At 61.0% G+C, this 13,804-nt stretch carries 19 protein-coding genes and 1 tRNA gene; 15 read left to right on the top strand and 5 right to left on the bottom strand.

Features of this window, described 5'->3' with window-relative positions:
- The first annotated feature begins 4 nt into the window (after window positions 1–4).
- The 6 genes from B3B04_RS04235 to B3B04_RS04210 are packed head-to-tail and all read left to right on the top strand — an operon-like array spanning window position 5 to window position 4,169.
- Entirely contained in the window at window positions 5–595 is a 591-nt protein-coding gene (locus tag B3B04_RS04235; RefSeq protein WP_292040217.1) for a riboflavin synthase, read from the top strand.
- The gene (ribB, locus tag B3B04_RS04230; RefSeq protein ID WP_292040215.1) at window positions 595–1,728 is read left to right on the top strand and encodes a 3,4-dihydroxy-2-butanone-4-phosphate synthase; all 1,134 of its coding nucleotides are present in this window, start codon (window positions 595–597) and stop codon (window positions 1,726–1,728) included. Before B3B04_RS04235 ends, ribB begins: the two co-directional genes overlap by 1 nt.
- Before the next feature lie 14 nt (window positions 1,729–1,742).
- Complete coding sequence (ribH, locus tag B3B04_RS04225) at window positions 1,743–2,186, top strand: 6,7-dimethyl-8-ribityllumazine synthase (protein ID WP_292040213.1); 444 nt, start codon at window positions 1,743–1,745, stop codon at window positions 2,184–2,186.
- A gap of 35 nt (window positions 2,187–2,221) precedes the next feature.
- Entirely contained in the window at window positions 2,222–2,716 is a 495-nt protein-coding gene (gene nusB / locus B3B04_RS04220) for a transcription antitermination factor NusB (RefSeq protein ID WP_292040468.1), read from the top strand.
- Window positions 2,703–3,692, top strand: coding sequence for a thiamine-phosphate kinase (gene thiL, locus B3B04_RS04215; RefSeq protein ID WP_292040211.1), 990 nt, complete (start codon window positions 2,703–2,705; stop codon window positions 3,690–3,692). Before nusB ends, thiL begins: the two co-directional genes overlap by 14 nt.
- 42 nt (window positions 3,693–3,734) lie before the next feature.
- On the top strand, window positions 3,735–4,169 hold the full coding sequence (locus B3B04_RS04210) for a hypothetical protein (RefSeq protein WP_292040209.1): 435 nt from the start codon (window positions 3,735–3,737) through the stop codon (window positions 4,167–4,169).
- A 57-nt stretch (window positions 4,170–4,226) separates the two neighbouring features.
- Here B3B04_RS04210 and B3B04_RS04205 read toward each other — a convergent pair whose 3' ends face one another.
- The gene (locus tag B3B04_RS04205) at window positions 4,227–4,706 is read right to left on the bottom strand and encodes an outer membrane protein assembly factor BamE (RefSeq protein ID WP_292040207.1); all 480 of its coding nucleotides are present in this window, start codon (window positions 4,704–4,706) and stop codon (window positions 4,227–4,229) included.
- Between the two features lie 94 nt (window positions 4,707–4,800).
- On the opposite strand from B3B04_RS04205, the gene B3B04_RS04200 reads away from it, so the two are divergent.
- The 7 genes from B3B04_RS04200 to B3B04_RS04170 all read left to right on the top strand — a co-directional run bounded on the left by B3B04_RS04200 (window position 4,801) and on the right by B3B04_RS04170 (window position 8,911).
- Window positions 4,801–5,328, top strand: coding sequence for a ubiquinol-cytochrome C chaperone family protein (locus B3B04_RS04200; RefSeq protein WP_292040205.1), 528 nt, complete (start codon window positions 4,801–4,803; stop codon window positions 5,326–5,328).
- The gene (locus B3B04_RS04195) at window positions 5,325–5,846 is read left to right on the top strand and encodes a YceD family protein (protein WP_292040204.1); all 522 of its coding nucleotides are present in this window, start codon (window positions 5,325–5,327) and stop codon (window positions 5,844–5,846) included. The genes B3B04_RS04200 and B3B04_RS04195 overlap by 4 nt, the downstream gene beginning before the upstream one ends.
- A 93-nt stretch (window positions 5,847–5,939) precedes the next feature.
- The gene (gene plsX, locus B3B04_RS04190) at window positions 5,940–7,004 is read left to right on the top strand and encodes a phosphate acyltransferase PlsX (protein ID WP_292040202.1); all 1,065 of its coding nucleotides are present in this window, start codon (window positions 5,940–5,942) and stop codon (window positions 7,002–7,004) included.
- Window positions 7,001–7,978 (top strand): beta-ketoacyl-ACP synthase III, encoded by a 978-nt coding sequence (locus B3B04_RS04185; RefSeq protein WP_292040200.1) that lies wholly within the window; start codon window positions 7,001–7,003, stop codon window positions 7,976–7,978. The genes plsX and B3B04_RS04185 overlap by 4 nt, the downstream gene beginning before the upstream one ends.
- 74 nt (window positions 7,979–8,052) lie before the next feature.
- On the top strand, window positions 8,053–8,361 hold the full coding sequence (locus B3B04_RS04180) for an integration host factor subunit alpha (protein ID WP_292040199.1): 309 nt from the start codon (window positions 8,053–8,055) through the stop codon (window positions 8,359–8,361).
- 3 nt (window positions 8,362–8,364) lie between these two features.
- Window positions 8,365–8,763 carry a MerR family transcriptional regulator gene (locus B3B04_RS04175; protein WP_292040198.1) on the top strand — a complete coding sequence of 133 codons (399 nt, stop codon included), beginning with the start codon at window positions 8,365–8,367 and terminating at the stop codon, window positions 8,761–8,763.
- 71 nt (window positions 8,764–8,834) lie between these two features.
- A tRNA-Pro gene (locus B3B04_RS04170) sits at window positions 8,835–8,911 on the top strand.
- A gap of 73 nt (window positions 8,912–8,984) precedes the next feature.
- Here B3B04_RS04170 and B3B04_RS04165 read toward each other — a convergent pair.
- Window positions 8,985–9,215, bottom strand: a complete 231-nt coding sequence (locus tag B3B04_RS04165) for a DUF2842 domain-containing protein (protein WP_292040197.1) — start codon at window positions 9,213–9,215, stop codon at window positions 8,985–8,987.
- Window positions 9,215–9,466, bottom strand: coding sequence for a transglycosylase (locus B3B04_RS04160; RefSeq protein WP_292040196.1), 252 nt, complete (start codon window positions 9,464–9,466; stop codon window positions 9,215–9,217). Before B3B04_RS04160 ends, B3B04_RS04165 begins: the two co-directional genes overlap by 1 nt.
- A gap of 136 nt (window positions 9,467–9,602) precedes the next feature.
- On the opposite strand from B3B04_RS04160, the gene B3B04_RS04155 reads away from it, so the two are divergent.
- Window positions 9,603–10,670 (top strand): COX15/CtaA family protein, encoded by a 1,068-nt coding sequence (locus tag B3B04_RS04155; protein ID WP_292040195.1) that lies wholly within the window; start codon window positions 9,603–9,605, stop codon window positions 10,668–10,670.
- 62 nt (window positions 10,671–10,732) lie between these two features.
- On the opposite strand, the gene B3B04_RS04150 is transcribed toward B3B04_RS04155, so the two are convergent.
- Window positions 10,733–11,113: a hypothetical protein gene (locus B3B04_RS04150; protein WP_292040194.1), complete on the bottom strand. Its 381-nt coding sequence runs from the start codon at window positions 11,111–11,113 to the stop codon at window positions 10,733–10,735.
- Complete coding sequence (phaC, locus tag B3B04_RS04145) at window positions 11,113–13,158, bottom strand: class I poly(R)-hydroxyalkanoic acid synthase (RefSeq protein WP_292040192.1); 2,046 nt, start codon at window positions 13,156–13,158, stop codon at window positions 11,113–11,115. The genes B3B04_RS04150 and phaC overlap by 1 nt, the downstream gene beginning before the upstream one ends.
- A 62-nt stretch (window positions 13,159–13,220) precedes the next feature.
- Here phaC and B3B04_RS04140 point away from each other — a divergent pair, with 62 nt between their 5' ends.
- Entirely contained in the window at window positions 13,221–13,685 is a 465-nt protein-coding gene (locus B3B04_RS04140; RefSeq protein WP_292040190.1) for a hypothetical protein, read from the top strand.
- The last annotated feature ends 119 nt before the right edge of the window (window positions 13,686–13,804 follow it).

Below are 13,804 nucleotides of genomic sequence, written 5' to 3'. Positions count from 1 at the left end.
CTATATGTTTACCGGTATTGTTACCGACATCGGTCGCGTTCGCAGTGTGCAACGCACCAACCGCGACTGGCGCTATGAGATCGAGACCGTCTGGGATGTGTCGACGCTGGATCTTGGCGCGTCGGTGTCTCACGCAGGCTGCTGCCTGACGATTACCGAAAAGGGCGACGGCTGGTTTGCTGTCGAGGTATCGGCGGAAACCCTTTCGAAGACCAAGCTGGGCGAGTGGGCAGAAGGCTCGCGCGTCAATCTGGAACGTGCCGCCAAGCTGGGCGACGAAATGGGCGGCCATATCGTCTCGGGCCACGTCGATGGTCTGGGTACCGTTCGGGACATCACGCCGGAAAACGGCTCTCACCGCATCCGTTTTTCTGTGACCGAACCGATTCACCGCTTCATCGCCCCCAAGGGGTCGATCACGGTTGATGGCGTGTCGCTGACCGTTAACGAGGTCGAAGGCACCACCTTTGGCGTCAATATCATCCCGCATACGTGGGAAAACACGACCTTGGGGTCGCTAAAGGTCGGGGATAAGGTCAATCTGGAGATTGATATGCTGGCGCGTTACCTCGCCCGGTGGCAGGAGACGGCCTGATGCAACTGGCTTCCAACATGACCGACAGTCCGATCAGTTCGATCGAAGATATTATCGACGACGCCCGTAATGGCCGCCCCTACATCCTTGTGGATGCCGAGGACCGCGAGAACGAAGGCGACGTTATCATTCCGGCCCAGTTCGCCACGCCGGACCAGATCAACTTCATGGCCAAGCACGCGCGCGGCCTAATTTGTCTGGCCATGACCGCGGACCGTGCCAAACAACTGCGTCTGCCGCCGATGGCTGCGGAAAATCGCGAAAGCATGGGCACGGCCTTCACCGTCTCGATCGAGGCGAAGGAAGGCGTGACCACGGGCATCTCGGCGGCTGACCGTTCGCGCACGGTTCAAGTGGCGACCGACCCGACCAAGGGTGCCGACGACATCGTCTCGCCGGGCCATATCTTCCCGCTGGTGGCGCGTGATGGTGGTGTGCTGGTCCGTACTGGCCACACCGAGGCGGCTGTCGATATCAGCCGTATGGCGGGTCTGATCCCGGCGGGCGTGATCTGCGAGATCATGAATGACGACGGCACCATGGCCCGCATGCCGGATCTGGTTGCCTTTGCCCAGAAGCATGGCCTGAAGATCGGCACCATTGCCGACCTGATCGCCTACCGTCGTCGCACCGAACGCTTTATCGAGCGCGTGCTGGATACGCCGTTCGAGAGCGTTTACGGCGGCAATTTCCGCATGGTTGTTTATCGCAACACCATCGAAGGCCATGAGCATGTGGCGCTGGTGAAGGGGCGTATTACGCCTGAAACCGTCACCCGCGTGCGCATGCACCAGATCGACTTCGCGGCGGACCTGCTGGGCCATATCGAGGCCCGTCAGGACTATATCCCGCGTGCGCTCAAGGCGTTGAGCGAACACGATGGCCCCGGCGTTGCCGTATTCCTGCGCGATCCGGGCCTGCATCGCCTTTCGGAAAGACTGGTCGGCGGGGACAAACCCGCTGCCGCTGACCGTGCTCTCAAAAACTATGGCGTGGGCGCGCAGATACTGCTGGATCTGGGCGTGCGCGACATGACCGTAATGAGTTCCAACCGCCCCAATCCGACCGCGCTGGATGGCTATGGCCTGCGCATTGTCGGCTGGTGCGACATGGACGGAGAAGACCAATCCTAAACGACCCCTATCGCGTGCTCATTGTTGAAGCGCGCTTTTACGATGATCTGGCTGACGCCCTGCTGGATGGTGCGACCGACGCCCTGCGCGCCCAAGGCGTGCAGTATGACGTGGTGACTGTTCCCGGCGCGCTGGAGATCCCGACCGTGATCGCCATGGCCGAAGAGGCTGGTCGCCTGCCGACCGCCCCGCGCTATGACGGCTATGTGGCGTTGGGTACCATCATTCGTGGCGAGACCTATCACTTCGAGATCGTGGCCGACCAATCGGCGGCGGGCATCACCCAACTGGGTCTGAAGGGCATTGCCATCGGCAACGGCATTCTGACGACCGAAGACGAAGACCAAGCCTGGCACCGCGCCAAACGCAGCGAAGCCGACAAGGGTGGTTTTGCCGCCCGTGCCGCGCTGGACCTGATCAACCTTCGCAAGCGACTGGCGAAAGGACTGGCTTCGTGACCGACGTCCCTAAACCCGCAACCGTAGCCGAGGTCATGGCCCAACTGGCCGAGACCGAGAAAGCCAATGCCGAGCCGCAACTGACCAGCCGTCAGCGCCGCGCCCGCACCGTCGCCCGTCTGGCTGCCGTTCAGGCCCTGTACCAGATGGAACTGGTGGGGGAGCCGGTCGAGAAGGTGGTTCGCGAGTTCCGCAACTTCCGCTTTGACGGTGATATTGACGGCCAGACCATGGCCGAGGCCGATGAGGACTGGTTCGCTGACATCGTGCGCGGTGTGGTCGAAGACCAGGCGGGCATCGACACTCTGGTGAAGTCCCATCTGGCGTCCAACTGGCGCATGGAGCGTCTGGACTCGACCGTTCGTGCCCTGCTGCGCTGTGGCGCGTGGGAGCTGAAGCATAAGGTCGAAGTGCCGCGCGAAATCGTCATCGACGAATATGTCGAGCTGGCAAAGGCCTTCTTCGACGATTCCGAAGCCAAATTCGTGAACGCGGCGCTGGACGCCGTGGCTCGCGATGCCCGCGATTGACGTCGTCGGCGAATTCGAGACGATCCAGCGGCTGCTAAAGCCGCTGGCCCATCCCGAGTGGGCGAGGGGGCTGGTCGACGATGTCGCCGCCCTTCCGTCCCGCCCGGGGTATGACCTGATCCTGACCAAGGATGCCTTGGTCGAGACGGTCCATTTCCTTCCAGAAGATCCGCTGGACACGGTGGCGCAAAAGCTGTTGCGCGTGAACCTGTCCGACATCGCTGCTAAGGGCGCGGTGCCGTTCGGCTATCTTCTGGCCTGTCACTGGTCGGAGCGCTGCGGCTGGCCCGAGCGTGAGGCTTTTGTGGCGGGACTGCGCCGTGATCAGGCCATTTTCGATATTCATTTGATCGGCGGCGATACGGTGAAAACGCCGGGTCCGGCGTCGTTTTCTGTCACCATGATGGGCTGGGCCCCTGCGGGCACTGCGGTGCATCGTGGCGGGGCCAAATTGGGCGACGATGTCTATGTTACCGGCGTAATCGGTGACGGCTGGCTGGGGCTTCAGGCCTGTCAGGGTGCGCTGTCGCTGGCCGAGGAAAGGCTGGAGGCGCTTAGGGCGGCCTATCGCCTGCCAACGCCGCGGGTGGATTTTGCCGATGTGGTGGCAAAGTGGGCGACGGCCAGCTGTGACGTGTCTGACGGTCTATTGGCCGACACTGAGCGTCTAGCCAAGGCGAGTGGTGCGGCCATCGAGCTTGACCTCGCGGTCACGCCCATGTCGGCGGCGGCGCAGGCTTGGTACGAAACGCGCGTCGACGAGCAGGCCGCACTGGAACAGTTGGCGACCGGCGGCGATGACTATCAAATCCTGTTCACCGCCCGCGCAGGTCAAGAAGAGGCTTTGCGCCGCGAGGCCGAGCGCCGTTTCATCCGCCTGACCAAGGTGGGCAAGGTGGTGGCCGGCGACGGTCTGTCGGTGCAGTTTCGCGGCCAATCCATACTGCCAGCGCGAACCGGCTGGACCCACGACTAGGCCGGAAACCATATCCTAACGGGCAAGCGTCACAGTGGCGGCATGGACCGTCGTCTTTTCCTGTTTGCCGTCCCTGCCATAGCCTTGGCCAGCCGCGCCAATGCCGCGCCCGAGGCTGAAAAGCCGGCCGAGGCCGCTTGGGTGACCATGACAGGGCTAGGCCTGCCTATCGTGGTTGAAGATCGGGTGATCAACCACATCTTCGTTGAACTGAAATTGCACCTGAAACCGGGGCATCCGCTGGAACAGGTGCGAGCCAAGGATGCGGCTATGCGCGATGCGCTGGTGCGGGCAGGGCACGCCACGCCGTTCGTGCTGCCCACCAACTATAACCGGATCAATGAACAGGCGCTGGCCCGATCGCTCATGCAGATTGCTTCGCGAGAGGTTGGACGTGGTGTCGTTAAACGTGTCGAGGTTGTCAGGCAGACGCCACGTATGCGGGTGCGTAATCCGGCCCCGCTACCGCGCTCATAGAAAAAGAGCTCTGGCGGAAACCAGAGCCCTTGATCGTTTGGCTTGTAAGGTCGCGTCCTAGTCGCGGCGCTGTTGGCCCGGAACATCGTCCTCGGTGCGCGGCAGCTGGCCACGACCCACGTTACCCAGCAACTGCTCCAGAATGGTCAGCGAGCGGCCGCGGGTCGGGGTTTCGCGCTGGTTCATAGCGATCTTTTCACCGTCATCGAGACCGAGGGTGCGCACGTTGGACACGGCACCGGTGGCCTCGTTAAAGGTGATCTCCGTCACGGTGCGCTGGGTGACCTTGGGACGGTTATAGGTATAGCGGGCCGTCGATTGCGTCAGATAGTACCAGACGTTTTCCGGCTCGAAGGTCGAGGAAATCGAGGGCGAACCCAGCTTGGTCAGCACGGTCTCGCGGGTATCGGTGCCGACGACGATGTCTTCGGGCTTCTGATCGATGACCTGAAAACCCTGGGTGGCAACGATAGGCGCGCAGGCACCTGCCATCAGCGTCAGGGAAATCGCGGCGAGAAGCGTCGGTGTACGGTTCATCTTCTATGGGCCTCGGCGTAACAAGGTCTTTGACCTAGCCGTCGCAGCGCCTTAGTGCAACGGCACGGCGTAAAAGAGGGCCGTATTTTACATCATGCTGAAATCACTTCTAAGACGTCGCCCGCTGGAACGGCAGGCTCTCGACCTTTACGCACTGGCGGTTGAACAAGCACGCCAGCCCGCATTCTATACCGATCTTGCCGTGCAGGACCGGATCGATGCGCGATTCGAAATCTATACGCTGCACGTGCTTATGCTGTTTGTGCGCTTTCGCAAGGAAGGCGACCGTGGTGCCGAACTGGCTCAGAAGCTGTTCGATCACTATGTGTCGGCGCTGGACAATGTGCTGCGCGAACTGGGCGTAGGCGACGTTTCGGTCGGCAAAAAGATGCGCAAACTGGGCGAGGCGCTTTATGGCCGCATGTCCACCTATGAAAAGGCACTTTCGGATGGTGACATCGAGGCCCTGAAAGTGGCCATGGCCCGCAATATCTATGAGACGGACGATCTGTCCGTCGCTGATGCGCTGGCCCGCTATGCCATGGACAGCCACACCAAACTGGCCAGCCAGACTATCGCCGAAGTTGAACGCGCACCCGAATGGGCCCAGATCGTCCGATGACCAAACCTCTGCCTTATAGCGAACCGCTGCGCCTGCATCAGATTGGTGCGGGCCTGAACCGCACGCTGGAACCGACGGCTGAAGAACGCGCCCGTATCGCCAAATCGCTGGATCTGGTGTCACTGGACAGTTTTACGACCGAACTCACGGTGACGCCGACCGTGTCGGGCTGGCGCATCGATGGCCGCGTGAAGGCCGAACTGGTGCAGGCCTGCGGTCTGACGCTGGAGCCGGTACCTGATTCCATCAACCAGACCTTTCTGGTGAACCTGACCGAGCAGCCGTATGAGCCGGAAACGGACGAGAACGGCGAGATCGATCTGGAACTGGAAGATGATTTCCCCGACGTCGTCGAGGACGGCAAGATCGATCTGGGCCAATATGCTGTCGAGCAACTGGCCCTGACTTTGAACCCGTTTCCGCGTAAGGAAGGCGCTGTTTTCGAACAGCCGCCGGAGCCTGTCGAGTTGTCGCCGTTTGCCGTTTTGAAATCGCTGAAAGATGACAGCAAAGGTTGACCTAGCGTCGCCTTGGCTGCATCCACGCGTGGAATGCTTCCGCGCTCCTAACACTATTCCGTCGGCTTAACCGACGCTGGAGTCCATCTTCACTTGGCAACCCCGATACTGATTTCACTAGACGCCATGGGTGGCGACCACGGTCCTTCGGTCGTGGTGGGTGGTGTAAAGGCGTATCGCGCCCGCTATGACGCGAAGAACATCCATTTCCTGCTTCACGGCGACGAGGCGGCCATTCGCCAGCAGATGCAGGCCCATGGCCTGACCGATGCCGAATGCACGATCCGCCACACCGAAAAGGTGGTGGCTATGGATGAAAAGCCCGCTCAGGCCATGCGTCGCGGCAAGGGCTCCAGCATGTGGAACGCCATCGAGGCCGTGAAGACCGGCGAGGCCCATGCTGTGGTCTCGGCGGGCAACACCGGCGCGTTGATGGCCATCTCTAAGCTTATCCTGCGTATGGCCGCCAGCGGTCTCGAGCGTCCGGCCATCGTGGCCTCTTGGCCGACCCTGCGCGGCACCACGGCGGTGCTCGATGTAGGGGCTAATATCGGTAGCGATGCCAAACAGCTGATCGAGTTCGCTATCATGGGCGAGGCTTTCCAGAGCGCGGTTTACGGCGTCGATAAGCCGACTGTTGGTCTGCTGAACATCGGCTCCGAAGACATCAAGGGCAACGACGAGGTTCGCGAGGCCCACGCCCTGCTGCGCGAAGACAAGCTGCCCATCAACTATCACGGCTTTGTCGAAGGCGATGATATCGCCAAGGGCACGGTCGACGTGGTGGTGACTGACGGCTTCACCGGCAATATCGCACTGAAGACTGCCGAGGGTACGGCCCGCTTTATCGGCACCCTGTTGAAGGATGCCCTGAAGTCCGGCATCCAGTCGCGTCTGGGCGCGCTGATCGCGATGCCGGCGCTGAAGCAGATGGCCAGCAAGATTGACCCCAGCGCCGTCAACGGAGGCCCGCTGCTGGGTCTCAACGGTCTGGTCATCAAGAGCCATGGCGGCGCGACGCCGGAGGGTTACGGCAATGCCATCCGCGTGGCCGTTGATCTGGCCCGCAGTGACTATCTGACAAAGGTTGGCACCAATCTGGCCCGCATGGGCGAGGTGCTGGAAACCGCCGGCAAGGCGGAGGGGGACGCCGCGTGAGTGTGATTAGAACCGCAGTAACCGGTGTAGGCTCCTTCCTGCCCGAGCAGGTCATCACCAATGCCGAGCTGAGCAAGACGGTCGATACGTCAGACGAGTGGATCGTCGAGCGCACTGGTATCCGCCAGCGCCACAAGGCGCGTGATGATCAGCCCACCAGCGATCTGGCGGTCGAAGCCGCCAAACGCGCGCTGGAGGATGCCGGAAAGAGCGTCAGCGACGTCGATCTGATCATCGTGGCGACCACCACACCCGATAAAACCTTTCCGGCGACGGCGGCTCTGGTTCAGCAAAAGCTGGGCGCGCCGGTCGGCATTGCGTTTGACGTTCAGGCTGTGTGCTCGGGCTTTGTCTATGCGCTTAGTGTGGCCGATGGCTTCGTGGCGCGCGGCATGGCCAAATGCGCTCTGGTCATTGGTGCCGAAGAAATGACGCGCCTGATGGACTGGAACGACCGCACCACCTGCGTGCTGTTCGGTGACGGGGCAGGGGCCTTCGTGCTCGAACCGCGCGAGGGTGCAGGCACAAAGGACGATCAGGGCATTCTGGGCTTTGCCTTGCGTTGCGACGGCTCCAAGACAGACCTTCTGTATGTGGATGGCGGCCCTGCCACTACGGGTACTGTCGGCCATCTGCGCATGATCGGGAATCAGGTGTTCCGCCATGCCGTGGTGAATATCTCCGAGGCCATCGTCTCGGCAGCCAAGGCGGCAGACATCACGGTTCCGGAAATCGACTGGTTCGTTCCGCACCAAGCCAACCAACGGATCATCCGTGGCGTGGGCGAGCGACTGGGTCTGGACGAGAACCGCGTGGTCTCCACCGTGGACCAGCACGCCAACACTTCGGCGGCTTCCATTCCGCTGGCTATGGACGTGGCGATCAAGGATGGCCGCATCAAGCGTGGCGATTTGGTGGTTCTGGAAGCCATGGGTGGCGGTCTGACGTGGGGTGCGTGCGCTTTCCGTCTGTAATTTTTCAAAGAATGCTTTGAATTCTTGTCGTTTTGCCCTTCTATGTGTCCCTGATGCATAACGGGGAGACGCAAGTGACGGTCCAGCATACCCTCACCCGAGCCGATCTGTGTGATGCGGTCCACGAAGAAGTGGGCCTCTCGCGTCAGGAATGCTCCGGACTAGTAGAACGTACGCTTGAGTTGGTTGTTGAATCTCTTGAGCGCGGCGAGACCGTGAAACTCTCGGGGTTTGGCGTTTTTCAGGTTCGTGAAAAGCGCGCCCGCATGGGTCGCAACCCGAAAACCGGGGAACCGGCAGCTATTCATCCACGGCGTGTGATTAGCTTCCGAGCCTCCCAGATCATGAAATCCAAAGTCCACGACGCCGTCGTTGAAGAATAAGATTTGTCTAAAAGCCCAAAAGCGTTTCGGAGCATTTCAGAGGCCGCCGATGAAGTGGGTGTGCCCCAGCATGTTCTGCGCTTTTGGGAGACAAAGTTCGACTTCGTCACGCCTGTAAAACGGGCGGGCGGGCGGCGTTTTTATCGCCCCGACGATGTGGAGACGCTGAAGGTCATTCGGCGTTTGCTGCATGATGATGGACTGACCATCAAAGGCGTGCAGCGCCTGTTCAAGGAAAAAGGTCGCGCACAGCTGGCTGATTCGCCGCTGATCGAAGGCGTGGCCGAGTCGGTATCACCCCGATCGTCGTCTCAGACCGCTGCCGAGACGGCCAAGCTGGAGACCGTCCTGATCCAAATCGAGGCGGCGCGTACCCATCTGGAAACCGTATTGCGCCGTTAGACGCAGCTTATTGTTCATAAGCCGTTTTTTGGTTTGCCGAGCGGCCAATCCCCGTCTATACGGAGCCCCTTCGGAGCGTGGCGCAGCCTGGTAGCGCACTTGACTGGGGGTCAAGGGGTCGCAGGTTCGAATCCTGTCGCTCCGACCATTTCCTTCTCGAAGGAAACGGACATTAAAAAGGGCACCTCCGGGTGCCCTTTTGTGTATCTGGATGGTCGTTTTTAGACCGGATCTTTCGGATAGTTCTGCGGTTTGTCCGATGGCCTTTCCGCCCAGCGCAGTAGCGGGATCAACGGCACGCCCCAGCCGATACCGGCCACGGTGAAAAAGATCAGGTCTACCCACCAGATGTTCGGCAGCACGTCGGCCAGACTGACGACACCCCAGACCCAAAACGTCAAAAAGACCAGCACGGCCACACTGGCCACGAATCGGCGAAGGCGCGGCGGCATCAGCGTTTGTTCCTGAACATGAAATAGACCAGCATGGCGATGACGGCGGCAGCCACGGCCCAGATGGGCCAGATCCAGCTGTCATATTCGGACACTGCGAATACCCGCAGGGCCAGAAATGCACCAGCAACTCCGCCTGTGGCACCCACGATCATCATATTGGCCAAGGCCCGACGACCGGTGACCAAATCAGCAACCCAGGCCAACACCGCGATGGCGGCCAATGTGCTAAGCAGTTCGATATAGGGCATAAACCCTACCTCCACGGTTGCTGCGACGCTTTAAACGCCGAATGCGACTCGAAATCGCCACGCGACAGGGGCATACCCTCGGATCGCCGCCTCTTGAAAGAGGCGACACCATATCGGGGCAATAAACGGGCGTCGAATGATGCGAATTGGTGAGACGGATAATAACCGACCGGTGGCCATATGGCTGTTCTTTTGCGCGGCCCTGGTGTTTGCCATGGTCGTGGTCGGCGGCGTCACCCGTCTGACCGGATCGGGCCTGTCCATCACCGAGTGGAAGCCCATCATGGGATCTATCCCGCCGCTGAACCATGCGGACTGGATGGAGGCCTTTGAAAAGTACAAAGCGATTCCGCAGTACCAGTTGGTGAATGCCGGCATGACCCTGCAGGAGTTTCAGGGCATTTTCTGGTGGGAATGGATTCACCGCCTGCTGGGCCGCGCTATCGGGGTCGTATTTGCGCTGCCGTTCCTGGCCTTTGTTATCTTCAAGATGGTGCCCCGCCGCCTGATTTGGCGCTGCGTGGCGCTATTGGTTCTGGGCGGTCTGCAGGGTGTCATTGGCTGGTGGATGGTGTCTTCGGGCCTCAGCGAGCGTGTGGACGTCGCGCCTGAGCGCCTCATGACGCACCTCGGACTGGCGCTGTTGATCTTCTCCGGATTGATCTGGACCGGCATGGAGGCGTGGAGCGGATCGGCCCACAACCGCGCCCCTCGCGGCTGGAGCTGGGGTGCCGGCCTGTTGCTGGCGGCGGTTTTCCTTCAATGCCTGCTTGGTGCGCTCGTAGCAGGCTCCAAGGCGGGGATGGTCTATACCGACTGGCCGATGATGAATGGCGCTGTCTTCCCGCCGGTAGAGTGGGGGCAGGGCGCACTGGCCTTCCTGCATGATCAGGGGCTGGTGCAGTTCAATCACCGTTTGGTGGCTTACGGCCTGCTGATTGGCTCGACGGTTTACGCCATCAATGCTTGGCGCTGGCGTTTGGCCGAGGGCTCGGGCGCTGCGGCGTATCTGCTGGCGCTTTCGGTCTGGGTTCAAGCCGGTCTGGGCATCGTCACCTTGATGCACGCGGTGCCGATCACGCTGGGTGTTCTACACCAAGCGGTAGCCGCGATCGTGCTGGGGGCCGCCACAATGAACTTCTGGCTGGTGCGCCGTTCGCGTCCGCGTCTGTTTAACAGCGGCCCGCGCAGCACCGGCCTGTAAGATTGTCGGGCTAAGCCAGATAAAAAGCGCCGGAGGCTGAAGGCCTCCGGCGCTTTTTAATGTCACGAGCGCGCCGTACGGCGTGCGATCAGCGCAGAATCGACGGTCAGGCCGAACCAGATCGATCCGATCAGGACCAGCAGCCCGTAGTCTTTCGACGGCCAGAGAAACGGAATCACAGCCATCAGGGTGATCATGGCCGGAAAGATAGCGGCCCAGACGGCGGTTGCGGCTGCCATCGGATGAATCATGGCCGTTTGCGACCAGCCCATCTTTTTGCGCCACATGCGGTTCAGCGGAATGGCCGCTGCCGGCACCGCCACGGCGATAATCAGATATTTGAGCAGTTGGCCGGGCGCGCCAAACAGGGTGGCGCTGGCAATCAGGAGAGCCAGGGCGTTTGCCGTTGTGACAGCCAACAGCATGTTGGGCTCGATACGCATCAGGATTTGACCTTCACATAGGACCCCGGCGCGGGCTCGATCACCTTGAGCGGCCCAGCGGACGGATCACGCGCCGTTACCATTTTTCCGGAGTGGCCCGCCAGCCATTTGGCCCAGTGCGGCCACCAGCTTCCGGGATGGGCCTCTGCGGCGTCAAACCATTCCTCGGCGCTGTCGGGCAGGTCGGGATTGGTCCAGTGCTGGTATTTGTTGGCTTCGGGCGGGTTGATCACACCCGCAATGTGGCCCGATCCGGCGAGAGTAAAGGTGACCGGCCCGCCAAACAGCTTGGCCGAGCGATAGACCGAACGCATCGGCGCGATGTGATCTTCCTTGCTGGCCTGAAAGTAGAGCGGGATGGTTACGCGCGACAGATCAACCGCTTGGCCACCTAGTGTCAGCTCGCCCTTGGCCAAGGCGTTTTGCCCGTACATCTGGCGAAGATAGTCCAGATGAAGTGCCTTGGGCATGCGGGTCTGGTCGCTGTTCCACGCCAACAGGTCAAAGGCAGGCGGAGACTTGCCCATCAGATAGTTGGACACGAAGAACGACCAGATCAGATCATTGCTGCGCAGGGCGTTGAAGGTATCTGCCATGACGGCGCTGGGCAGCACGCCGCCCGCTTCATCCATGCGGCGCTCGATATCGGCCAGCCAGTGCTCGTCGGTGAAGATGGCCAAATCACCGGCTTCCACAAAGTCATGTTGGGCCGCAAAGAAGGTCGCGCTCTTGATGCGGGTGTCTCCGGTAGCGGCGGCCCGTCCCAGCGCGCCCCCCAATAGGGTGCCGCCGATGCAATATCCTACCGTATTGATCGAGGCCTCGCCCGTTTGTTCGATGACTTTATCGACCGCGCGGTGAATACCCTTGGTCAGATAGTCATCCAGATTGAAATGCGCCTTGTCCTTGTCCGGATTGACCCACGAACAGACGAACACCGTAAAGCCCTGTGCTGTCAGCCAACGCACCATGGAGTTCTCGGGGCGTAGGTCCAGAATGTAGAATTTATTGATCCACGGCGGGAAGATCAGCAGGGGCACGGCGTGCTGCTGGGCTGTGGTCGGCGTGTACTGGATGAGCTCGAACAGTTCATCGCGCCACACAACACTGCCCGGCGTGGTGGCGACGTTCTCACCGGGAGTAAAATTCTCTTCGTGGGTCTGGCGGATTTTGAGCGTGCCATTGCCACGCGCCAGATCGTCGGCAAAGTTCTGCATGCCCTTGACCAGCGACTCGCCATTGGTATCTGCCAGCGCCTTCAGGGCTACCGGATTGGAGGCCAGAAAGTTGCTGGGCGAAAAGGCATCTGTCAGCAGGCGGGTAAAGAACTCGGCCTTACGGCGGGTGCGCGGGTCCACATCATCCGCCGCGCGGATCAGCCCGTTCATCCAGTCCGACGTGGCCAGATAGGACTGGCGCATAAAGTCGAACATCGGGTTTTCCGACCACGCAGGGTCTTTGAACCGCTTATCGCGCGGGGCCTCGGTTTCGACGGTTTCGCCCATGGCGCGGCGCGTGGCGGTGCTCCACAGGTCCATATAGCGGCCAAACAGATCGGCCTGCGCCTGAAACAATCTGTCCGGCTTGGCCGCCAGACTGCTCATCACCGCGCCCATGGCCGGACCGATATTATAGGGATCAGGCGACAGGGCGGCTGGTCGATCAGCCTGTGCCAAGGCGGCTTCGGCCACGGCGGACTGGGCCAGCATGGCCGCCTTGGCCAAATTGACCGACAGCTGCTCCATCTGGCCCAGTTGTTCGGCGCTGAACGCATTTTGGGCGCGAGACGCCTCAGCCTGTGGTGCGGCTTCGGTCTGGGGAGGCGGAGGAGGCGCGGGCTTCTCGGTTGCCGCGCGTGGCTTTGGTGCAGGCTTCGGTTTGGCCGTGGGGGCCGGGTCAGCTTTGGTCGGCGCGCGCTTTGACGTGGCGGGTTTGGAACCCGCAGGTTTGACGGACTGCGCCTTGGCCGCGCGGGGTTTGGAAGGCGACTTGACCGGCTGTTTCGTCTCAGTGCCGTAGGTCGGGGCGCTGGGTCGTTTGGCCATGTTCGGTCCTCCTTAATCGGCCCATCTGCGGACGAGCCTTTCTCCTGACGCCATGATGGCATATGACCATGAATGAAATGAATGCGCGCGTCCTGAAAAAATCTGTTGTTCTGTCACTGCTGTGCGGTTCTGGCGCAGCGTTGCTGTCGGCCTGTGCCTTCAATCCGGTGACCGACCCGAACTCTCCGCTGGACGCCCGCATTGAGGCGCTGGTTGCCGAGAATGACCAGTATCCCAAGCTAGAAGATTTTCCGGCACCACCTGCCGATGTTCCCACGGCGGGTGATGTGAAGGCGCAGGTTCAACAACTCGCCGCGACGGAAAACCGCCTGTCGGGCGAAGTCGCCAATATCGACTGGCAGGACGATCAGGACCCCGAGGCCTATGCCGCGGCTGTGCGTCGCCGCGTGGACGAAGGCGTGGTCAATGCACCCACGCCCGAAACGCCCGCGGAGATCGAAGCCTTTGCCCAGCAACTGAGAGAGCGTGCAAAGGCCCCTCCGCCGATCGACAGGCCGATGCGCTAACCTCTTTATTGCGTCCGCTTTTGACGGTTGGCCGCCTTATTAGATTGTGCAGGCGTTCGCGCGTTGCGCGGCATCCGTGCAGATGCAATGCGAATCGCTTCTTTATAAACGGCCCAGTT

It is taken from the genome of Brevundimonas sp. UBA5713 (assembly GCF_002419815.1).
Classification (GTDB): domain Bacteria; phylum Pseudomonadota; class Alphaproteobacteria; order Caulobacterales; family Caulobacteraceae; genus Brevundimonas.
The sequence above is the reverse complement of the archived record's forward strand: the minus strand, read 5'-3'. Positions and strand labels throughout refer to the sequence as shown.